The sequence below is a fragment of the Microcoleus sp. Pol1C5 genome (assembly GCF_036701115.1).
Lineage (GTDB): Bacteria > Cyanobacteriota > Cyanobacteriia > Cyanobacteriales > Microcoleaceae > Microcoleus.
The window spans coordinates 37,181-57,947 of sequence record NZ_JAUBQE010000022.1 but is presented as its reverse complement, the minus strand read 5'-3'; the positions used below and the strand labels follow the sequence as shown (position 1 = coordinate 57,947).

At 47.8% G+C, this 20,767-nt stretch carries 19 protein-coding genes and 1 pseudogene; 9 read left to right on the top strand and 11 right to left on the bottom strand.

The window, feature by feature from the left end:
* Window positions 1-92: 92 nt before the first annotated feature.
* Complete coding sequence (locus tag QUA23_RS14155) at window positions 93-569, bottom strand: peptidoglycan-binding protein (RefSeq protein ID WP_333074975.1); 477 nt, start codon at window positions 567-569, stop codon at window positions 93-95.
* A gap of 230 nt (window positions 570-799) precedes the next feature.
* On the opposite strand from QUA23_RS14155, the gene QUA23_RS14150 reads away from it, so the two are divergent.
* Together QUA23_RS14150 and QUA23_RS14145 are read left to right on the top strand one after the other, a co-directional pair.
* Window positions 800-1,468, top strand: coding sequence for a response regulator transcription factor (locus QUA23_RS14150; protein WP_333074974.1), 669 nt, complete (start codon window positions 800-802; stop codon window positions 1,466-1,468).
* Window positions 1,469-1,475: 7 nt separating this feature from the next.
* On the top strand, window positions 1,476-2,792 hold the full coding sequence (locus tag QUA23_RS14145) for a hypothetical protein (RefSeq protein WP_333074972.1): 1,317 nt from the start codon (window positions 1,476-1,478) through the stop codon (window positions 2,790-2,792).
* 84 nt (window positions 2,793-2,876) lie between these two features.
* On the opposite strand, the gene QUA23_RS14140 is transcribed toward QUA23_RS14145, so the two are convergent.
* A complete protein-coding gene (locus QUA23_RS14140; RefSeq protein ID WP_333074971.1) occupies window positions 2,877-4,082 on the bottom strand; it encodes a DUF4336 domain-containing protein in 1,206 nt (401 codons plus the stop codon).
* A 213-nt stretch (window positions 4,083-4,295) separates the two neighbouring features.
* Between QUA23_RS14140 and leuB the strand changes: the two genes are divergently transcribed.
* From leuB to QUA23_RS14125, 3 genes and pseudogenes are all read left to right on the top strand, one after another.
* Complete coding sequence (gene leuB / locus QUA23_RS14135; RefSeq protein WP_333075038.1) at window positions 4,296-5,381, top strand: 3-isopropylmalate dehydrogenase; 1,086 nt, start codon at window positions 4,296-4,298, stop codon at window positions 5,379-5,381.
* Between the two features lie 365 nt (window positions 5,382-5,746).
* Window positions 5,747-5,818 (top strand): hypothetical protein, encoded by a 72-nt coding sequence (locus QUA23_RS31055; protein ID WP_445243496.1) that lies wholly within the window; start codon window positions 5,747-5,749, stop codon window positions 5,816-5,818.
* Window positions 5,819-6,060: 242 nt separating this feature from the next.
* Window positions 6,061-7,516 (top strand): annotated as a pseudogene (locus QUA23_RS14125) (IS5 family transposase).
* Window positions 7,517-7,927: 411 nt separating this feature from the next.
* Here QUA23_RS14125 and QUA23_RS14120 read toward each other — a convergent pair.
* From QUA23_RS14120 to QUA23_RS14110, 3 genes are all read right to left on the bottom strand, one after another.
* Complete coding sequence (locus QUA23_RS14120; protein WP_333074969.1) at window positions 7,928-8,950, bottom strand: ATP-binding cassette domain-containing protein; 1,023 nt, start codon at window positions 8,948-8,950, stop codon at window positions 7,928-7,930.
* Window positions 8,951-9,544: 594 nt separating this feature from the next.
* Entirely contained in the window at window positions 9,545-9,733 is a 189-nt protein-coding gene (locus QUA23_RS14115; protein ID WP_015175516.1) for a hypothetical protein, read from the bottom strand.
* A gap of 313 nt (window positions 9,734-10,046) precedes the next feature.
* On the bottom strand, window positions 10,047-10,970 hold the full coding sequence (locus tag QUA23_RS14110; protein ID WP_333074968.1) for a histone deacetylase: 924 nt from the start codon (window positions 10,968-10,970) through the stop codon (window positions 10,047-10,049).
* Between the two features lie 396 nt (window positions 10,971-11,366).
* Between QUA23_RS14110 and gyrA the strand changes: the two genes are divergently transcribed.
* The gene (gene gyrA, locus QUA23_RS14105) at window positions 11,367-14,078 is read left to right on the top strand and encodes a DNA gyrase subunit A (protein WP_333074967.1); all 2,712 of its coding nucleotides are present in this window, start codon (window positions 11,367-11,369) and stop codon (window positions 14,076-14,078) included.
* Window positions 14,079-14,312: 234 nt separating this feature from the next.
* The gene (locus QUA23_RS14100) at window positions 14,313-15,608 is read left to right on the top strand and encodes a ribonuclease D (RefSeq protein WP_333074965.1); all 1,296 of its coding nucleotides are present in this window, start codon (window positions 14,313-14,315) and stop codon (window positions 15,606-15,608) included.
* Window positions 15,609-16,057: 449 nt separating this feature from the next.
* Here QUA23_RS14100 and QUA23_RS14095 read toward each other — a convergent pair whose 3' ends face one another.
* The 5 genes from QUA23_RS14095 to QUA23_RS14075 form a co-directional block, all read right to left on the bottom strand.
* Window positions 16,058-17,119 carry an NAD(P)-dependent alcohol dehydrogenase gene (locus QUA23_RS14095; RefSeq protein ID WP_333074963.1) on the bottom strand — a complete coding sequence of 354 codons (1,062 nt, stop codon included), beginning with the start codon at window positions 17,117-17,119 and terminating at the stop codon, window positions 16,058-16,060.
* Window positions 17,120-17,280: 161 nt separating this feature from the next.
* Window positions 17,281-18,057 (bottom strand): SDR family oxidoreductase, encoded by a 777-nt coding sequence (locus tag QUA23_RS14090; RefSeq protein WP_333074961.1) that lies wholly within the window; start codon window positions 18,055-18,057, stop codon window positions 17,281-17,283.
* Between the two features lie 33 nt (window positions 18,058-18,090).
* Window positions 18,091-18,465 (bottom strand): alpha/beta hydrolase, encoded by a 375-nt coding sequence (locus tag QUA23_RS14085; protein WP_333074959.1) that lies wholly within the window; start codon window positions 18,463-18,465, stop codon window positions 18,091-18,093.
* The gene (locus tag QUA23_RS14080; protein WP_333074958.1) at window positions 18,453-18,878 is read right to left on the bottom strand and encodes a cyclophilin-like fold protein; all 426 of its coding nucleotides are present in this window, start codon (window positions 18,876-18,878) and stop codon (window positions 18,453-18,455) included. Before QUA23_RS14080 ends, QUA23_RS14085 begins: the two co-directional genes overlap by 13 nt.
* Window positions 18,879-19,051: 173 nt before the next feature.
* Entirely contained in the window at window positions 19,052-19,447 is a 396-nt protein-coding gene (locus tag QUA23_RS14075; RefSeq protein ID WP_445243495.1) for a (R)-mandelonitrile lyase, read from the bottom strand.
* Between QUA23_RS14075 and QUA23_RS14070 the strand changes: the two genes are divergently transcribed.
* On the top strand, window positions 19,380-19,748 hold the full coding sequence (locus QUA23_RS14070) for a hypothetical protein (RefSeq protein ID WP_333074955.1): 369 nt from the start codon (window positions 19,380-19,382) through the stop codon (window positions 19,746-19,748). The two genes, QUA23_RS14075 and QUA23_RS14070, sit on opposite strands and share 68 nt — an antisense overlap.
* A 107-nt stretch (window positions 19,749-19,855) precedes the next feature.
* On the top strand, window positions 19,856-20,332 hold the full coding sequence (locus tag QUA23_RS14065; protein ID WP_333074954.1) for an AraC family transcriptional regulator: 477 nt from the start codon (window positions 19,856-19,858) through the stop codon (window positions 20,330-20,332).
* Here QUA23_RS14065 and sufU read toward each other — a convergent pair.
* Complete coding sequence (sufU, locus tag QUA23_RS14060; RefSeq protein ID WP_333074952.1) at window positions 20,313-20,765, bottom strand: Fe-S cluster assembly sulfur transfer protein SufU; 453 nt, start codon at window positions 20,763-20,765, stop codon at window positions 20,313-20,315. The two genes, QUA23_RS14065 and sufU, sit on opposite strands and share 20 nt — an antisense overlap.
* Between the last annotated feature and the right edge of the window lie 2 nt (window positions 20,766-20,767).

The following is a 20,767-nucleotide window of genomic DNA, read 5'->3' as shown; positions in this document are numbered from 1 at the left end:
GATTGAATTTTACAAAACATAAGAATTTTGTCCGGTGAAGTCTAATCAGACTTCACCCTGGCTAGGCATTAGTAATTGCTTTATCACCCGTGTTAGCTTTTTAAGAGCGCGTCTTCTAGAATTGTCCAGGTATTATTGCCAACAATGCCATCAGCACTTAAATGGAAATCGGATTGAAATTGTTTCACTCGCGTCGCGGTTGTATTGCCAAAGTTGCCATCTACAGCAATCGTCATTGTCCCTGATTTCCCTTGTCTTTTGGCTTGATTGAGCCGCGCCTGTAGATATTTCACTTCCGAAGAATTGTTGCTAGAGCTTTGGCTCAAGGTTGAGTGCTGCTTCTGGGAATAAGGGACAATGGCGTCGAGGTAACTCCAAGTTGGTGACGCAACTATGCCATCAACTTTTAGGCAGCAATCGGCTTGAAATTTCTTGACGTATTCTTCAGTAATATCGCCGAAGTAGCCATCAACACTAATAGAGCTGTGGTAGAAAAGATTGAGTTGTTCTTGCAGGTATTTAACGTCACTATTGTTACTACCTTTGCTTAAGGTGTTGTAAGCTTTCATCGTTTTATTTCCTGAAATCGATGTGTGTTTTCTTTGATGATTCCAGTATCGAAAAACTAGGCAGGCAAAAGCATTGGTAGTTTCAGACAAGTGGAGTTGGTATTTTCGGTCATCAGCATTGCAGTTTTCGGTAATGAGCTGATAGGGCCTCGCCTTTCCAGGATTAATTGCTAGCGGCTGGAAGCGTCTCTCGCGGGCGTAAGATCGAATTGTTGCGTCAGGTATAGGTAATGTCCCATAACTCCACCCAAGAACAGCAACTAGAGATTCTGATTGTTGATGACCATCGCCTGCTTCTCAATGGAACGATTAGTCTGGTTGGCGATCGCTTTCCTAGGGCAAAAATCCGCTCTTGCCAAACCGTCCAGGACGCTCTAACCGAAGTGAGAAAGCATTTGCCTGACCTGGCGATCGTGGATTTGTCCCTTCCAGAGATATCAGGAACGGCTGCCAATGTTGAGCAGGGATTGGGGTTGCTCAAGGTCTTGATGCAGGATTATCGCCAGCTAAACCTGATGGTGCAAAGCAGTAACGTCAAGGCATTGGTTCGCATCATACCGGAAATTGACAATCATCAGGGAGGATTTACGATCGCAGACAAAAGCGTGCCAATAGATACCTTCCTGACCCGGATGGAGTGGGCTATGCAAGGGTTAACCCATACCAAAGACCTGCAAACCGACTTGGAAGTGAAACCCGAATGGTTGGAGGTAATGCGACTCGCTTTTGAGGAGGGACTTCAGGATAAAGCGATCGCCCAAACTATGCACAAGTCCGAACGGATGATTCGCCACTATTGGTCTAAGATTCAGGATGCACTCTCAATCTACCCGGAAGAAGGTAAAAATATGCGGGCACAAACCCAAATTCGTGCCCGTAAAATTGGATTAATTGATTAAACAAGCAATGTCTACGGTTAATGAGCCATACAATATTTTAATTTTAAAGCGCCGAGTCGTGCTAGCAATGTTGAGTTTGGCGACGATTGGCGCAACTATTGCTACATTTCTGCACCGACTGCAACCACACCCTCGTACCATTTATCTAATTACACCTCCGTTGTTGGCGATCGCCTGCCTGATTTTACTGATTCGTCTCTACAAAAAACCAGAGAGCTTGCAACAAGTGATAAATCTGGCTTTATTAGCAGGGGTACTGTTCGTAGTGGTTCCCAGTTGGTTATATACCCTACAAGCGATCGTCTCATCGGACACCACCCTCGTAGGTAGTCTGCCCCCCGTAACACCAGCGTTGTTCGTGTTGACGCTGGTGATGCTGATCGCCCTGCGTCGCCGCCAGCAATTGGTTATTGCAACTCTCATCGCTTGGATTGCGATCGCTGCCCCAATTCTCACCTATTTGCTGCTGCACCCATCAGAACTTCACACTTCGCGAGGCTTAGATTTATTCATCTCCCTCGGCCCAACAATGGGGATACAAATTCTCCTGATTCTGTTTTATAACCGCGTCCAAGATATCGTCCAGGGCTTATATACCGAGCGTCTCCAATACTATGCTCAAATTGTCGAGCGACAGGCGATTCGTCAGCAGGCAATGGAACAAGCCTTCACGCAAATCCACAATGGCCCTTTGCAAACCTTAGCTCTCCTCCTGCGGGATATGCAGCAAGAACAGATGCCATCTCAACAATTGTTCCAACGCTTGCATAGCCTGAATGCAGAGATCCGGGCAGTGGGGCGCAGTCTCACCGATGAAGCGGATTCAGAGCAACACTCAGCAGCCGTTTTAACCAGCCTAGAACCCCCTAATTCCGAACAAACTCTCCGTCTGGGGGAAGGCACTTGTATCGATCTCAACCGCCCCCTGCATAATTTATTGTATGAAGTTTATGCCATTACTTTGAAGCGCAATTTGCCTTATTTCCAGACCATTCAAGTCAAAGTGCGGAATTTCGCCCCCATCGAGCAAACTAACCTCACCTTGGAGAGAAAGCGGGATTTCTGTTTGTGGTTAGAGGAAGCTTTATGTAACGTGGGGAAACACGCTCTTGGAACAACTCGAATTGTCGTGACGGGAGAACATCACCAGGGGCAATATGTTCTCAAGGTGCAAGACAATGGCCCTGGACTTAAACCCGAACAAGGACAACAGGGAACAAAACACTCTCAAATTTTGGCTCAACGATTGGGGGGACAGTTTCGACGAGAATCTTTGCCCAAGGGAGGGGTGATGTGCGAACTTTCTTGGTTAGTGAAGCCATAGCTATTGTTGAATTGGATTGGGTTTTACTTCTGGCTCAAGTTAGGGGAGACTGTCCTGTTCTTAACAATGGTGCAAGATGTAAGATTAAACCTTCTCTTTCGCAGGCGGTACTAAACCTGTTTTATTCAAACCGGCATCAATCTGCCTGAGCAATTTAAAATCGTCTTGGGGTAAGGAATTAACAGGCGAGTGTTTTTCCAGAAATGAGAATGCTTGCCGAAATTCGCGCGGCCGGGAGTCGATCGCACTATCGAAGTGACAAGGTACAATCCTTTGAAAGTCCCAACTCGCCACTTTATCCACCCAATCGAGAGTTTCCCGCGGCGCGCGGTTGAGAATCAATGTCTGCAAAATCGGCGCGACAAACAACCGCCCTCCTCCCCGCAAAGCCTCAAACGATCGCACCCAATCAGTTTTCCACTTGAACGGATACAACCCGAAATAAGCTTTCCTAGAGCGTTCTGGCGCGAGGCGCGCGCTGGCAAATACCTCCGACCACGGCGGCACTTCCAGCACGCTGGGGCTAAAATACATGGCAAATAAGGCGATTCTCTGCCAGCCTTTACGCCGATTTTCGTGGGTGTCTGCCACCGTGTCCGAGGCGCTGTCTTTGGCGTGAAACAGCAGCGGGTACGAGTCGAGTTGGACGATCGCGGGCGGATTTTCGGGAATGGAAACCACGGAATCTGTTAGCATCAGCGTGCGCGATCGCCTGTGAAATAACGCAACTTCAGCAAATCTGCCCAAACCGAGGTCGAGGGGGCCGAGAATTGCCCAGTCAAATTGATCGGCTAACGGCGTGTTGCTGCTGTCTTGGGGCAGTACAGAGGTGCGTTTGGCGGGCAAACCCAGCCAACTCAGCGGCAAATTCACGGGAAAACTCCACTGCTGCGGGGCGACAAACACCTGCGCTTCGGGAAAACACCTCGCAAAGGGGCCGACAAAAACTTTGTGCTCGATGCCGGAAACCGTTGTCAGCAGGATGTACTTCACCTCGCCGTGCTCTGCTACTAACTCTTTTACCAAGCGGATGCACTCAGGAGTCGGTGCCACGGGGGCGTAGACGAGAAGGCCTTCGGGTTCTAGTTTAATTACTGTCATCCTAATCGGAACGACAACGTAAAAAATGCCTTGTAGTTGGTCAAAAGTCCAGATTGTATCTTTAACTATTTCCTTGCGGATGGTGCGCCGCTTGCTGTAGGGATAGAGGGGGACGACTGGCCAGAAGGCCCAAGAATAGTCCCTAGAATCAATCTGTGCTGATGTTGGTATGCCTTCGCCCTCTGCCACTGGTGCGACTCCTTGCCGATTTTTTTGTACGTGCGTGCGATCGAACTATTGTTAGTTATAGATTAAGTTATCGTCTTTATCAATCGGCTGTTGAAACCGCTGCATCGAGTCAAACGAAGTCTGTCTCTGCGGACTAAGAGATCGAGAATGAATTTTTAGCTGACTTGTCCTGATACAATGATAAGCTCGCAAAAATTTCTCAACTTAGTAGATATGACTCAAAACTACCGCATCACTCTTTTACCAGGAGACGGCATCGGCCCTGAAATTATCGCTGTGGCGGTAGATGTCCTGAAACTTGTCGGTCAACAATTGGACATCGGCTTTAAATTTCAAGAAGCTTTAATGGGTGGTGCTGCTATTGACGCAACAGGCAATCCGCTGCCCGAAGAAACACTGGAAAAATGCCGCAACTGCGATGCAGTATTGTTAGCAGCAATTGGCGGTTACAAGTGGGATAATTTGCCCCGCGAACAGCGGCCGGAAACGGGATTATTAGGACTGCGCGCCGGATTGGGATTGTTTGCAAATTTGCGTCCGGCAACTATTTTACCGCAGTTGGTTGATGCTTCTAGTTTGAAACGAGAAGTTGTCGAAGGCGTAGATATTATGGTCATCCGCGAACTCACAGGCGGCATTTATTTCGGCAAACCGAAAGGTATTTTTGAGACGGAAACAGGCGAAAAACGCGGTGTTAATACGATGGCTTACACCGAGTCGGAAATTGACAGAATCGGGCGAGTCGCTTTTGAGACGGCTAGGAAGCGGGGAAAAAGGCTGTGTTCCGTTGATAAAGCGAATGTTTTGGATGTTTCGCAACTGTGGCGCGATCGTATTATTGCCCTTTCTTCAGAATACCCGGATGTCGAACTTTCTCACCTCTACGTTGACAATGCAGCAATGCAGTTAATTCGCTGGCCCAAACAGTTCGATACAATTGTCACCGGCAATTTATTCGGCGACATTCTTTCCGATGCGGCGGCGATGCTAACTGGTAGTATTGGAATGCTGCCTTCTGCTAGTTTGGGAGCAAGCGGGCCGGGAGTTTTTGAACCCGTGCACGGTTCCGCACCCGACATCGCCGGACAAGATAAAGCCAATCCCATCGCCCAAGTTTTGAGTGCGGCAATGATGTTACGTTACGCCTTAAATCAGCCGGAAGCTGCTAATAAAATCGAGCAAGCAGTTGTAGAAGTTTTGGATCGAGGTTATCGCACTGGTGATATCATGTCGGAAGGCATGAAACTCGTCGGCTGTCGGGCAATGGGCGATGCTTTAATTGAAGTTTTGCAAGGTTGATCTATTTATTTTGTAGATACTGTCTTGACCTGTCAAGGGGTAGCGTTCAAATAATTAGGATCGAAAGGCTTTTGGGATTTTAAAATCCCAAAAGCCAAATGCAGCAACTTCCGATATCATTGCTTCAATCACCTGCATTTTGACCTTTCCACGAACCCATAATCGCACAGCGAGTCGCTTTTAGTAACCGGTTGCAGGGCATCGCCACTACCTCCTGCAGATACAACGCCTTTTTTCGTCGGACGTTTCCAATACAAGACAAACGAGTTCTGCCTTTAACTGAAGTTTAAGAAGTGCGATCGCGCTTGAGTTAGACCAGCATAGGCTGCTAATTGACGCAGCAGCAAGTTACGGATGAATTGGACGTGAGTGTAACCACTGTGAAAAATTGGGAAGCGGGTAGACATATTCCAAAGCTGTATCTAGAACAAACGTAAGGATTCAGGTCTAAACCAGGGGTATTAAAGATGGGGTCTGCACACCAGGATTAACCCTCGCTTTGATAGCTTGCTCAAAAAACTCGGCGGACAGAATGTCTTTGACGACGGCAAGTTTATATAGGGCTTGCTGAATAATCGAGCGCATATTGCGTGGTCTGGGTTTCGATAGCGCGAGCGAGAAAAAAGTGAAAGATAAACAGGTAAAATAGGTCAAAACCCGTGCATCACCACCTGCGCTCGTGTACAGAAAAGCTGATCTTGCTACCCACTCACCTTCCGACTTTGAACTCCCCTCCTGTGGAAAATTGTTACTCCTTAACCGTTGGGTAAAAATGGTCGAACTTATCCCGTGGTCAGAATTTGAAGCAGAATGTGCTAAAAACTTCCCCACAGAAATAGGGGCACCGGCCAAATCCTTTCGGATGGAGTTGGGGGCATTAATCATCAAAGAAAAACTCGGAATTAGCGATCGTCCAAGAGTATAACAGAGCCGTGAAAACCCCTATCTACAATGCTTTATTTGTCAATCAAGCTACAGTAACGAGCTACCATTTGACCCATCTCTATTAGTTCATTTTCGCCAAAAAATTAGTCAGAAGCTAATTAATAAAATCAACGAACGAATGGTTGAAAAAATCCGCTCCATCACGGAGCGTCAAACCCGAAAAAAAAAGGATTCGGAGGCCAAAAATGAGTCACCCAATCGCGGTAAGTTGATCGTAGATGCTCCCTCGGCCCCAGCCGAAATTAGTTATCCGACAGAATTAGGACTATTAAACGAAGCCCGAGTTCATACATAAAAAATCCTCGACATTCTGTACAAACAAATTAAATAAAAAACCACTAAAAAATTAAGAACCTACCGTAATCTCGCCCGAAAAGATTACTTAGCAGTAGCTTTCGTAAAGACGATCCACCCGAAACAAAAGAAGACAGGCAATTAAAAAACAACTTCAGTACATCAAAAGAAACGCTTCTCATATTGAACAGCTAATCGATTTAGGTGCGACCCTAAAAGGTCTGAATAAAAAGCAATATAAAACTTTGCTAGTCCTCACAGAAGTCGATCGCCAACAACAGTGGTTATTTGACAACGATAAACAGAGTATATCGGAGAGAATAGTAAGTTTAAGTCAACCCCATATTCGTCCTATAGTCAGAGGAAAAGCCGGGAAAAGCGTAGAGAGGCGAGCCAAACTATCAGCCAGTTGTTTTGAAGGATATGTATTTTTAGACCGGATGAGCCGGGATAACTTTAATGAATCAGGGGACTTAAAAGCACAAGTAGAAGCTTATTATAGATTTACAGGATATTATCCAGAGTCAGTTCATGCAGAGCGCATTTATCGTACAAGCTCAAACCGAGCGTGGTGCAAAGAAAGAGGAATTAGGCGAGCCTGGACCCCCTCTAGGAAGACCCCCAGCAAATGTGAGTAAATCAAAAAAGAAGCAAGCATTGGAAGATGAGAGGATTAGAAATGCAATTGAGGGCAAGTTTGGGGCTTGCGGAAACGAAGATTCGGTCTCAATCGAGTGATGGCAAAACTTGATAATACATCTGGTACAGTTATTGCAATTAGTTTTTTGGTAATGAAGCTTGCTACCTGGTGGCGTCGGCTTTTTTGTGTGTTTTTATGTCTATTTGGAAAAAGAACACCTGTTTTTGGGTTGAAGATAATCCCCAATTATAAATAGGGGGACTCGATACAGAAAAAACTTATATTTAACTCTGCTTGAATATATCGATCGCTCCTGTTCTTAGTTGGCGAGCGATTATTCAGCAAACTCTAAAAAAAGATACCGCAGACGGAGTACATTTGGTGTTGGTTTAGATGGAGAAAAGTGGGTCAATTATCTAGAACAATATTCTGACGAGGTAGAACAGTTAATGAAGTTAACTCCTTCTAAAGGCCTTTTTTATCAACAAGGTATGCGGACCGCAACCCTTATACAGTCTATCTCGTAGACCTCTTTGTCACTCCCCCAGCACTCTCCTCTTAAGATTATATAGCAGAAGGAAGAAGGTTTTCTCTTCCTTCTTCCCTCTTCCTTATATCCGTTACATCCGTTACAACATTCGTTGCCGAACTTCCCTCTTCCTTCAAATTACGATCGCATCGCCTGTTTTTGCTCCGCCTTCAAATCGCGGTTGCTAGCAGCAGCCAACTCCGCATCCAACAGCGTCTTACCCGTCGCAGCCAAATACACATCATCCAAACTCGGCCGAGATTGAGCAATCCCAAAAGTAGGCAATCCCGCATTTTTTAAAGCTTGCTGAATAGTCACCAGCGCATCGCTTTGCGGTGTTACTACTAAATTCAGAGAATTTCCTTGAGCGGTATTGACAATTACTTCCTGCACAAAAGGCAGCGATTGCATCAGAGTTTTAGCTTTTTCGGCTTCTTCGATCGGCGAAAACTCCCGAATCCGCAGAGTCACCCGATCGCCCCCAACCCGATTTTTCAACTCCTCCGGCGTGCCCTCAGCAATTACCGTACCCTTGTCAATAATCGCCACGCGATCGGCCAAAGCGTCAACTTCTTCGAGATAGTGACTCGTAATCAAAACCGTCGTACCTTCCTCCCGCAACCGGCGCAGGAAATCCCACACTACCACCCGGCTTTCAATATCCAGCCCGACAGTCGGTTCGTCTAACACCAAAACATCCGGCTGGTGCAGCAACCCAGCAGCTAAGTCAAGGCGTTTGCGGATACCGCCGGAATAAGTGCCCGTCTTTTTATTTTCCCACTCCTCCAAACCGAGGAGTTTCACCATTTCGTCAATCCGCCCTTTAATCGTATTGCGTGGCAAATGGTAAAGCGCTGCTTGCAGTTGCAGGAGTTCCCGCCCCGTCAACACCTTATCGAGAGCAACTTCTTGGGCGACGTAGCCGAGTTTTTGTCTGGCCATTCTCGGCTGACTGACAGCAGAAATGCCAGACACTTCAATGCGTCCGCTATCAGGCGCACTCAAAGTACAAAGTACCCGCAGGGTTGTGGTTTTGCCTGCACCGTTGGGGCCTAGCAAACCAAATATTTCCCCCGGTTCTACCTTGAAGGAAACATCTTTAACGGCTTCTACAGTGCCGTAGCGTTTCTGAAGATTTTCAATTAAAACGGCGGGAGCCATATATTTTGGGGATGAACTGGTTGTTAATATTTTGACACTTCCGGGCTCAAATTGCCGGAATCGTCGATCGACCAATGCGACTCGGTGTGCTTGTAACGATCGCACACTCCTCCTCAACCGGAAACTGCTTATAGTTTTGATTCTTAATATCAGTTTAATAAATATTAACTTTATAGCGGTTTTCAACCCTGATATTCATCACTTTTTCCACTCTCGAATCTCCCATCTCAACTCCAAAAAATTATGAGTTTTGAGTCAATTATAACTTTTCAGTTAACTACTCAAAACTCACAAGTTTTCAACAAGTAGAGATGCACCGGAAACCTGTCATTTTATAATTATCTCTACCTATAGGCTGATGTGTAGCTAGATTTTGATCATAATTAACACTCTGGTCAAATACATCACAGTCTCGAACCAAGTATGAAACACAAAAAACTTCCCTAAGTGGCAAGTTATACTTGTAATGAGTTCCACAGAAAATGTAACAGTATTTCCGTGTTCTCAACCCCGATATTTATCAGTCATTACCAATTCTTTAATCGAAAATCGAAAATGGTATTAACTCCCCTACAGGGAGCCGCTGCCATGTCTTTAATCGACAATTTTTACCCAACCGCGGCGCACGTTGTACAGCAGTCGGTTGATGATGGCATACTCATCTTCATTCAGTGTTCTTTCTAAGAGTGCAGATCTGAGCTGTCTCCGGTCGTGGCGAGTCACGACGCTGGAGAACATGACCTGACCAAATAACTCTTCGAGTGTCATTTGGGATACTGACATGATAAACCTCCTAGTTGATTGAGACAGATAAAATTTTAACAGGCTTGTTGTATTTGTATTATGCACTCTGGAAGTCACTTCAAAGGCGATCGAAAACATTGACACAGTGTGATTTTTTGGTTAAAAATCTGTGACCAAGACTTTGATGCCCAGTGACTTGGATCTATTCAATTTGTGATGTTTGTCACTGAAGTCAGGAGGAAGGAGTCAGAAGTCCGACGGAAAAAGACCATCAAGGAGGATCGCCCTCAAAAACTCTCCATCCCGTCCTCACCGCTTCTCAACCTTATTTTTCCCTATGCCAATTTTCCAGCTAATTGAGGCATCGGTCAATAGTCGCCACAACCGACTCGGCCAAATCTTTCAGCGCATAACCCCCCTCCAATCCAAAGGCGATGCGACGGGTGAGTTGCAGGCAGTATCCGGTGAAAGTACCGAAATCTGAGGGAGCCAGAGTCATGCTCGCCAGCGGATCGGACGCAGTAGCGTCATAACCAGCGCTGACAATCAACAAATCCGGTTCAAATTTGGACAAAAAAGGCACGACAAGAGATTCAAAGGCGCTCAGGTATTCAGCTATGCCACCGCCCGGATACAGGGGAATGTTCAGCACGTTCTCGTAGGCACCGCGCTCCTCGGGATCTCCCGTTCCCGGATAGCACGGAGATTGGTGCAGGGAACAGTAGGCAATTTGGCGGCAGTTTTCCACCAAAGATTGAGTGCCGTTGCCGTGGTGCACGTCCCAGTCGAGGACGGCGACGCGGTTGATTCCCGGCTGTTCCAGGGCGTAGTGAGCAGCGATCGCAGCATTGGAAAACAAGCAAAAACCCATCGCGCGGGCTTTTTCGGCGTGGTGTCCCGGCGGCCTTGCCAGCACAAAAGCCGGTTCCCCCGCAGCCACCACTCGATCGACCCCATCGAGCCAAGCACTCGCCGCTAGAAGCGCCACGTCGTAACTTTCAGCAGAAATCGGCGTATCACCGTCGAGGTAGCCGCCTCCCCGATGAGCCAAATGTTCGACTTCTTTGATGTATCTTTGTGAGTGAACTTTTTTGATAGCCGAGAACAGTGTTTTTTCGCGCTGCGCCACTGGGGTAGGCAGTTGCCACTCAATTTGAGCCGCCCAAGGAGCAGCTTTCAGAGCATTGACGATCGCCGTTAAACGTTCTGGTCGCTCTGGGTGAAGCATTCCAGTCTTGTGCAGCAAAAAATCTTCGGAGTAGATGACGGGTAGCATCGGCAGATTTTAGATTTTAGATTTTAGATTTTAGATTTTTAGTTTGCTTTAAGAAGGCCTTCGGTTTTGTGAAATTAAAATTGCGATCGGGCCACCATTTTAATTTTTTATATAGCCCTCAAAAAAACTCACCAAAGCATGAAACCCGACCGCCTAAAAAAACCTTTCTAGCTTTTGCCAACCGCTGACCAAATCACCAACTGACAAAGTATCAATTGTCCTTGTTTCGTTCCTTAATTTTTCTGGCAACTTTCCCATAAAGTCAAAGGCAAATTGTGATATAATTTCAGGAGTAATTTGCAATATTTGGCAGCTCTACTGAATCCAAACCGATTTTATCGCATTTTTGAGATTTATAGCCGTCAAATTTAAATTTTTAACGGAGTTTTTCAACCTATGAGCACCTCTGAGTCGCGGATAATCCCGACGGATCTGGGTAATGAGATGTCCCGATCGTACTTGGAATACGCCATGAGCGTAATAGTCGGTCGGGCGCTACCAGATGCCAGGGACGGTCTCAAGCCCGTTCACCGACGCATTCTCTACGCCATGAACGAATTGGGCTTGACTCCCGATCGACCTTTCCGCAAATGCGCCCGCGTCGTGGGGGAGGTGCTGGGCAAGTATCACCCGCACGGAGATACAGCGGTTTATGACGCCCTGGTGCGGATGGCTCAGGATTTTTCCATGCGGGAACGCCTGATCAACGGCCACGGCAACTTCGGCTCCGTTGACAACGACCCGCCCGCTGCCATGCGGTACACCGAATGTCGCCTCACAGCTTTGACGAGCGACTCCATGCTGCGCGACATCGACTCCGAAACAGTTGATTTCGGCGACAACTTCGACGGTTCCCAGCAAGAACCCCTCGTACTCCCGGCACGCATCCCCCAAATTTTGCTCAACGGTTCCTCCGGGATTGCTGTAGGGATGGCAACCAACATTCCGCCGCACAATTTAGGCGAAATAATTGACGGTTTAGTAGCACTAATCCACAATCCAGCAATTACTGACCTGGAATTGATGCAGTACATCCCCGGCCCGGACTTTCCCACCGGAGGGCAAATTCTGGGTAGAAGCGGCATTCGCGATGCTTACACCACAGGTCGCGGTTCGATTACAATGCGCGGAGTCGCCGGCATTGAAACCATCGAACATCCCGGCCGCCCCGACAAAGAAGCAATTATTATCACCGAATTGCCTTACCAAACAAACAAGGCAGCGCTAATTGAGAAAATTGCCGAACTTGTCAACGACAAAAGATTAGATGGAATTTCCGACATTCGCGACGAAAGCGATAGAGACGGAATGCGGATCGTGATCGAACTCAAGCGCGACGCCTATCCCCGCGTCGTCCTCAACAACCTCTACAAACAAACACCCCTCCAAGCCAACTTTGGAGCCAATATGTTAGCGCTAGTAAATGGGGAACCCCAACTACTTACGCTCTCCCAATTCCTCAATGTCTTCCTAGATTTCCGGATTGAGACAATTACTCGCCGGACTCAATATGAGCTTCGCAAAGCAGAAGAACGCGACCACCTTCTGCAAGGCTTATTAATTGCCCTAGACAACTTAGATGCAATTATTCACCTAATTCGCGCCGCTGCCGACTCCGCCGCAGCGAAACAAGAATTGATGGATAATTACGGTCTTTCAGAACAGCAATCAGACGCAATTCTGCAAATGCAGCTCCGGCGTTTGACAGCATTAGAAGCACAAAAGATTCAGCAAGAACACGAAGAACTGCGAGCTAAAATCGAAGATTTGGAAGATATCTTAGCGCGCCGGGAACGCATCTTAGAAATCGCCGAATTTGAAGCAGTCGAAATCCAAACCAAAATCGCCACTCCTAGACGCAGCGTCATCGAACACGCCGAAGGAGAAATCGATGAAAGAGATTTAATTGCCAACGAACAAGCAATTATTCTGATCACCGAGCAAGGCTACATCAAGCGGATGCCTGTCAGCACTTTCGAGGCCCAAAGTCGCGCTACTCGCGGCAAAGCAGGCGCGAAAATGAAAGAAGACGATGGAGTAGAACATTTCCTTTCCTGCTGCGATCACGATAGCGTTTTGTTCTTCAGCGACAGAGGTGTAGTTTACTCTGTCAAAGCTTATCAAATTCCCGTCTGTTCCCGGACTGCCCGCGGCACTCCCGTGGTGCAACTGCTGCCGATTCCTATAGAAGAAAAAATCACTTCTATGGTGTCAGTCACAGAATTCACCAGCGAAGAATACTTGGTCATGTTGACTCGCGGCGGCTACATTAAGAAAACCGCACTTTCGGCTTTTGGCAACATCCGCACTAATGGATTAATCGCCATTTCTCTAGAAGAAGGCGACCAACTGCGCTGGGTGCGGAGAGCAAAAGTTGGCGACAGCATCATCATCGGCACGCGCCAAGGCATGGCAATTCATTTCCGCACCAATCACGAACAGTTGCGCCCTGTCGGCCGCGCGACGCGGGGTGTAAAATCGATGAAATTGCGATCGGGCGATGAGTTGATCAGCATGGACATATTGCCCAGTTCAATTGTGGCCGAGATTGCTGAATTGGAAACTGAAGATTCGGAATTCGAGGGAGCTAATATTGCTCAGTTAGAAACTGAAGATTCGGAATTTGAAGTAGCAGAAATTACTGATCTAGAAACTGAAGATGCGGAATTAGAAGATGAAGAATTAGAACTGCAATCCGAGGAAATTGAAGGCGAAGAAGCCGAAGGAATTACCAAAAGTAGCAGCGACGTTCCTTCAGTGTTGGTAATCACCACCAACGGCTATGGCAAGCGGGTTCCAGTTTCTCAATTCCGCCTACAAAGACGGGCTGGCAAGGGATTGACGGCTACTAAATTCAAGTCTAAAAAGGCTACAGATTACGTAGCTGCGCTGCGAATTGTCAACGAAGATGACGAGTTGATGATCATTACCAACCGAGGTATTATTATCCGTCAGGCTGTCAGTGCAATTTCCACGCAATCGCGAACTGCAACGGGCGTGCGGGTGCAGCGGTTGGATGAGGATGATTCGATCGTAGCTGTGGCTTTAGTGCCGCCTGCTGGTGAAGAATCGGCCGAAGAATCGGAATCGGAGGAAGTGGCAGAATAGTCATAGGTTAATAGTTTGTAAGGTACGCCCTGCGTACCTTACTGCTGAAGGGTAAAAATGCGATCGTCTATTCCCGGTTTCTGCCTCCAAGACTGGTCAACATTTAATACTAATTATGAAAAAATACCTCTAGGGACACCGCATTGCCGTGTCCTTAATGCGCTCGTTGACAATCGATCCCATAATTGCTATAGCATAATAGAATCATAAAGTTAATAGCAAAAGTCTGTAAAAATGCCTTATTTAACAGCAGAAAACGACATCAAAGCACTCATCGCTAAATTTGCCCAAGCTAAAATCCTGTGGGTGGATACAGAAATAGCAGACTATAAATCAAACCCCAGATTATCTCTGATTCAGGTGTTAGCTGACTCCACAGATGCGACGGGAGATGCCACTTTTCTACTAGATGTCTTGGATCAACCAGAATTGGCAAAAGATTTCATCAACCAAATCATGGTCAATCCAGATATTGAAAAAGTTTTGCACAACGCCAGCTATGACATCAGATTTCTGGGCAACGACGACGCTCAAAATGTCACTTGCACATTAAAAATGGCGAGAAAGATTCCCACTTACATTCTGCCATTACCTAATCGACAACTCAAAACTTTAATACAAACACTTTGCGACATTGCTTATGTTGATAAAACAGAACAAAGCGGCGATTGGGGCAAGCGTCCCCTGACCGAGAAGCAGCTAGAATATGCCAAGATGGACGCGATTTATTTAGCTGGAGTGCATCGCCGCCTGGTAGATATCCTTGCCCAATGTTACCCCGAACCCGCAACGGAAAACTTGACAGCATTGGGCGAAAAATATCAGGAAATAGAATCTCAGTGGAAGCCGCTAGATTCAGAAATCGCTGAAGTGAAAGAACGATTTAAAGCGGGGATGCTGGCCCAAAAGCTCAAAGACAGTTCTTATTTTGAGCTTTCCAGTTCGATAGCTATGAAAGTAGATTTTCTCACCCTGGCAAGACTGACGCAAACTGAGGGAATTGAGTTAAATTTTCCGGTGACACTGACGAAAGAAATTCAAAAACAGTTAGGCGAACTCATCGCCGATCCATCCTTAGAAGTGGAGGATATTGCTAGTTGGCGCTTGAATTCTAATGTACAGCAGCGGCGAAAATCTACTAAGAAAGTTGCGCCAGAACCGGAGAGTGAGGATTTAACTGCATTGGGGGAAAGGTACAAAGAAATTTTGCCTGAATGGAAGTTGCTGGATTCAGAAGTTGAGCATCTGAAAGAGCGCATTAAAAAAGCAATGTTGGTGCAAAATCAGGAAAATACTCCCCATTTTAAGTTATCCAGTTCCTCGATTTTGAAGGTGGATTTTGCTAAATTAGCAAAAATTGCGTTATCTATGGGAGTTGAGTTAGATTTTATGGTGACGCTGACTCAATACATCCAAAAGCGGTTAGGGGAAGCGATTAACAAAATTGATGTGCAAATTGAGTATATTACGAGTTGGCGGATGACGGCTAAGACGGTGGAAGAGGAAGATGATGATGAAATCCCTTTTTAACTACTAAAATATCAAGTTTTCTCTCATTTTTCTGTGTTTTTAGGGGTCTGGGAGCGAGAGAAATAGGTCGAGAAACAATGCCGAATAAGGGGGTTGCCGCCTGTATACCCTGTTGATAAAAGCGATGTTTATTACAAGTTAAATTCATTAACAATTGTACAGATTCACAATATTTATCCAAATAATTGACCCAATGCTCTCCATCTTGCGCCAACGCCAAAGGTACTCCGTCTGCGGTATTTTTTGCTTTGTTCTTTAGGCGGAACTTCCCCGCTTTGGGGCACGGCTGTTTCATTCTCAGAAAAACCAGGATTTTGTAGGGGCAATGCTAAGAGTGCCCGCCCAGGCCCAGACAGGATAAATTGGGCATTTCAGCGATCGCGGCTCTTCACGAGGGTTTGCCCCTACAAGAGTAATGAAACAGCCCTGCCTTCTAGGGGCGGCCTCAGTTATTCAGATTTAAGAGAAGCCATATCAATTACAAAGCGATATTTCACATCGGACTTGAGCAGTCTTTCGTAGGCTTCGTTGACTTTCTGGATCGGGATGACTTCGACATCGGCAGTGATGTTATGCTCACCGCAAAAGTCGAGCATCTCTTGGGTTTCGGCGATGCCACCGATCATAGAGCCAGAAAGACTGCGGCGACCCATAATCAGACTAAATGCCGCGACATCTAGAGGCTTTTCAGGTGCGCCGACAAGGGTGATGTTGCCGTCGAGGCGGAGCAGGTTGAGATAAGCATTAATGTCGTGCTTGGCGGCGACGGTATCGAGGATAAAATCGAAGCTACCAGCGTGCTTTTGCATCTCGTCAGCATTGCGGGAAACAACAACTTCATCGGCACCCAGGCGGAGTGCGTCTTCTTTCTTGTCGGGGGACGTGGTAAAGACAACGACGTGTGCTCCCATTGCATGAGCAAGCTTCACGCCCATGTGTCCCAATCCGCCCAGACCGACCACACCTACTTTCTTACCCTCTGTGACTCCCCAATGACGGAGTGGCGAATACGTGGTAATACCTGCACACAGGAGTGGCGCAACTCCAGCCAAATCGAGGTTTGGGGGAACGCGCAGCACGAAGCGTTCATCAACAACAATGCTATCGGAATAGCCACCATAGGTGACTGGAGCAGTCTTGTGCTTGTCTGGGGAGTTGTAGGTAAAGATCACATTTTGGCAAAACTGCTCAAAGCCAGCCTTGCAATTGGGACAGTGACCATCCGAATCGACCATACAGCCGACTCCCGCTAGATCGCCGGACTTGAACTTCGTCACTGCTGAACCAACTTGAGTGACCCGTCCGACGATCTCATGACCGGGAACGATCGGGTAGGTCGTGGACATGAAATCGCTCCACTCGTCCCGCACTGAATGCACGTCAGAGTGACAGATGCCGCAGAAGAGGATCTCGATCTGCACATCGTGTTCGGTTGGATTGCGCCGTGCGATCGTGTCGGAGGCTAGCGGTGATGTTGCACTGGCTGCGGAATAAGCTTTCGTGTTGTACATGAATCAATGCTCCTAGCTGTTTACGTTTGGTATATGGTACTGTTCGTCGCTAATGTCGCCCACCGCCTGCGGGGCGATATGAGTCATCGCCGTTAACGGCAGTGGCGATGGCGATCGTGCTTTTTTGTCGTGCGGTTAAGGTTTGATTAGGTTGGCGACGATTACTGCACCGTTTGTCCACCGTCGATGACCATAGCGTGTCCAACCATGAAGGCAGCCGCGTCCGAACACAGCCAAACAACTGCCGCAGCGATCTCCTCAGGCTTGCCCATCCGTCCGATCGGCTCCTCGGCAATCACCTTGGCGCGCCCTTCGTCCGTGCCGCCGGTGAAGCGACCCATCATCGGAGTGTCGATGTAGCCGGGACAGACGGCGTTGACGCGGATGTTCTGCGCGGCGTAGTCGAGGGCCGCTGCCTTGGTCAGTCCGATGACGCCATGTTTCGCGGCGGTGTAGGCGGGGCTGCCCTTGATGCCGATAATTCCCGCGCCCGAGGACGTGTTGACGATCGCGCCGCCTCCCTGCTTGAGGAGCAGCGGGATCTCGTGCTTCATGCACAGGAAAACGCCGCGGAGGTTGATGTCGATAATCCGGTTCCACTCCTCCTCCTCGTACTCCGCGGTCGGAGCCGCATTCCTCGGCTCGATGCCCGCGTTGTTGAAGGCGAAGTCCAGCCGCCCGAAAGCCTCAACGGTCTTGTCCAAAGCCGCTTTCACCTCCTGGGCCCGCGTCACATCGCACTTAACGGCGATCGCCTGTCCGCCCTGGTCTTCGATCAGGCGTACCGTTTCTTGATTGCCCTGTTCTGAAATGTCAGCAGCTACGACCTTAGCGCCTTCACGGGCAAACGCCAGTGCCGCCTCGCGACCAATGCCGCTTGCTGCTCCGGTGACAAAAGCCACCTTATCTGTGAAGTTTCCATTCAAATTGGATACCATATTTTCTCCTGTATTAAAACGACAGTTTTTCGCTTACCGACTGAGGTGCTGATTGAAAAAGGACGCAAGCTTGTCCCACGGGATAAGGTTCACCCGATCGTACAAATCGACATGGCCAGCGTTCGCAACGATGTAGAGTTCCTTTGGTTCGGCTGCGCGTTTGTAAGCATCTTCACTGAACTCCCTAGAGTGTGCATCTACGCCCGTGATGAACAGCATGGGACGAGGCGAAATCGTCTCAATTTCATTGAACGGGTAGAAGTTCAGGAATTTGACGTTACTGGTCAGTGTCGGATGGGTTGTAAGTTTCGGCGACGAACCTTCGGGGGTGTATTCGCCCCTGGGAGTGCGGTAGAAGTCATAGAACTCACGCTCAATAGCGGTGGAGTTCTCATTCAGTTCATGCACGGTTCCGCTTGTGTATTTGGTCTCGCCGCCCGTGAACTCCGCATAGCGTTGTTCAGCCGCCGATGCGATCGCAGCTCGATCGTCACTTCTACAGAACCAGGCACATTCAATGTCTCGATGTCACCGTCAATTTTTCCGAGAATAACCAGTCCGTTTGAGTATCCAAAATCGTTGTAATACATGGCCAAATTCCCCCAGGGAGCGTAATAGGCAATATCTCCAACCGCAGGATCACTGCCCGGAGGGGCATCTTCTGTCGATAATCGTCTTGGCAAATTACTAATTTTTTCGGTGTTCGCGTGGTCTTCCAGCGTCAGCGTTAATGGCAGCAGGGAAATAAAATCTTGAGTGGTTTTGCTGTCAATCAACGTAGCTGTAATGACTTTGTTTCCGACCTTGATGTTTATCTTCATTTTGTTTGGCTGCTCGGTTGATAGTTCAGTTGGCATTTCTGACGGGGCGCTGCTAGGCATCCTGTTATCGGCACGGCAGGCTTAGGAACTCAGGGGCATTGCTAAAGCGAGAACCAAAATAAGCATTCGCTTCTGACCGTTTTTTCCTTTAGTGGGAAACCCTCTCAAAAGCATCAGGATCTCCCTTCATACTGCTCGTCGCTGACCTGTTCCATCCAGTCCACAGGGCTACCGTTGAGCGCCTCGTGAATGGCAGTATGAGTCATGGCTGTAGTGGCTGTAGCTCCGTGCCAGTGTTTCACACCTGGTGGAATCCAGACGACATCACCAGGTCTAATCTCCTGAATTTGACCACCCCACTGCTGAAGCCAGCCAACTCCAGCCGTCACAATCAGGGTCTGCCCCAAGGGATGCGTGTGCCATGCGGTTCGGGCACCTGGATCGAAGGTGACACTTGCGCCAGATGCGCGTGACGGTTCGTGCACAGCAAAAAGAGGATTGATGCGTACAGAACCCGTGAAATATTCGGCAGATCCTTCAGTGGAAAGCTGCGAACCGTTCCGCGTAATTTCTACGGTCTGTGGGCGATCGCCAGATGAGACTTGTGTACGACCTGCCTGCGCGAACCCCAAAGCCAATAAGGAAAATGCCATAACAGGCATCGTGAGCCGTTTCATTTCTGTTCCTCCATGTTTGTACTTAGTCATGCAAAGCTTTCCCACAGCGACCGATGCCTGCCGTGTATTGGAGGATGCTTCTGGTGCGATCGTGAGAAAGCTTGACCAAACAAATTTGAGTTTTCTCTTGAAGAGAAATCCAGACGCTTACAATTCGCCGGAATCGTTTTTCATTGCTTTAGCCTCATTCTAAGAATCCTCAAGGGCAAGCAATAGAACGATCGTCTAAGATTGTTGTACAATCCTGCAAACTTAGAAATTAACGCTGCCAAAACGACTGAAAAGTCCGCTAGGTCGTTAATGAACGACCAGCAGGCTCTTCGCGAGGCAGATAGAGCGCAAGCCCACAGAGACGAACTGACTCAGCGGATTGCACAGGCGATTCGTCATGATGGGACGATTGAGCCGCTGAAGGGATTGCACTTCAATCGGTCCTCCTCACCGTCAGAATCCATTCATAGTGTCTCTATTCCTGCCTTTTGTGTCATTGCTGAGGGCAGCAATGAAGTCCTTCTGGGCAGCGCGATCGCGCTTCAGTACGACCCGATGCCTTATCTGCTTGCTACGATCGAACTGCCGATTGTCAGCCAAATTCTTGAAGGGTCCAAAGCGCAACCTTACCTTAGCCTTCGCCTCGATCTCGACCCCACACTTGTCGGTTCAGTCATGGTTGAGGCTGCCGATCCCTCACCACAAAGGGGTGCCAATGTAAAAGCGATCGACGTGAGTCCATTGGAGGTGCCTCTGCTGAATGTGACTATACCTGTTCATTCCTAGTTTCAACCGAACTCAGCGCCGCTTTGAGGGTATGCCAAGCCAAAGTTGCACACTTAACCCGCATCGGATATCGGGAAACACCTTGCATGATATTGAGTTTCTCCAACGGAGGCTCAAACTGAGTATTTCCCGCTGCCATCTCGCGGAACTGTTCTACCATTAAAAGCACCTGTGAAATAGTTTTACCTTTGATAGCGATCGCCATTAAGTCAGCAGAAGCAAGGCACAAAGCACAACCTGCACCTTCAAATTTAATGTCGGCAATTTTACTTTCTGCTTCATCTAGTAACAGCGTTAAATCAACCACATCACCGCAATAGGGATTTTCTCCTCGGTGTTGACGGTGTACTGGGTTAGTTTTTCCTTTGTTTTGCGGTTTTGTGGCGTGTGTCAAAATTACTTGTTGGTAAATTTGGCGATCGTTAATTTTCATAA

Coding starts and splice junctions, on each gene's coding strand:
- QUA23_RS14155 (WP_333074975.1), bottom strand. CDS start 569: ATGAAAGCTTACAACACCTTAAGCAAAGGTAGTAACAATAGTGACGTT.
- QUA23_RS14150 (WP_333074974.1), top strand. CDS start 800: ATGTCCCATAACTCCACCCAAGAACAGCAACTAGAGATTCTGATTGTT.
- QUA23_RS14145 (WP_333074972.1), top strand. CDS start 1,476: ATGTCTACGGTTAATGAGCCATACAATATTTTAATTTTAAAGCGCCGA.
- leuB (WP_333075038.1), top strand. CDS start 4,296: ATGACTCAAAACTACCGCATCACTCTTTTACCAGGAGACGGCATCGGC.
- QUA23_RS14120 (WP_333074969.1), bottom strand. CDS start 8,950: ATGGCTCCCGCCGTTTTAATTGAAAATCTTCAGAAACGCTACGGCACT.
- QUA23_RS14115 (WP_015175516.1), bottom strand. CDS start 9,733: ATGTCAGTATCCCAAATGACACTCGAAGAGTTATTTGGTCAGGTCATG.
- QUA23_RS14110 (WP_333074968.1), bottom strand. CDS start 10,970: ATGCTACCCGTCATCTACTCCGAAGATTTTTTGCTGCACAAGACTGGA.
- gyrA (WP_333074967.1), top strand. CDS start 11,367: ATGAGCACCTCTGAGTCGCGGATAATCCCGACGGATCTGGGTAATGAG.
- QUA23_RS14100 (WP_333074965.1), top strand. CDS start 14,313: ATGCCTTATTTAACAGCAGAAAACGACATCAAAGCACTCATCGCTAAA.
- QUA23_RS14095 (WP_333074963.1), bottom strand. CDS start 17,119: ATGTACAACACGAAAGCTTATTCCGCAGCCAGTGCAACATCACCGCTA.
- QUA23_RS14090 (WP_333074961.1), bottom strand. CDS start 18,057: ATGGTATCCAATTTGAATGGAAACTTCACAGATAAGGTGGCTTTTGTC.
- QUA23_RS14080 (WP_333074958.1), bottom strand. CDS start 18,878: ATGAAGATAAACATCAAGGTCGGAAACAAAGTCATTACAGCTACGTTG.
- QUA23_RS14070 (WP_333074955.1), top strand. CDS start 19,380: ATGCGTACAGAACCCGTGAAATATTCGGCAGATCCTTCAGTGGAAAGC.
- QUA23_RS14065 (WP_333074954.1), top strand. CDS start 19,856: ATGAACGACCAGCAGGCTCTTCGCGAGGCAGATAGAGCGCAAGCCCAC.
- sufU (WP_333074952.1), bottom strand. CDS start 20,765: ATGAAAATTAACGATCGCCAAATTTACCAACAAGTAATTTTGACACAC.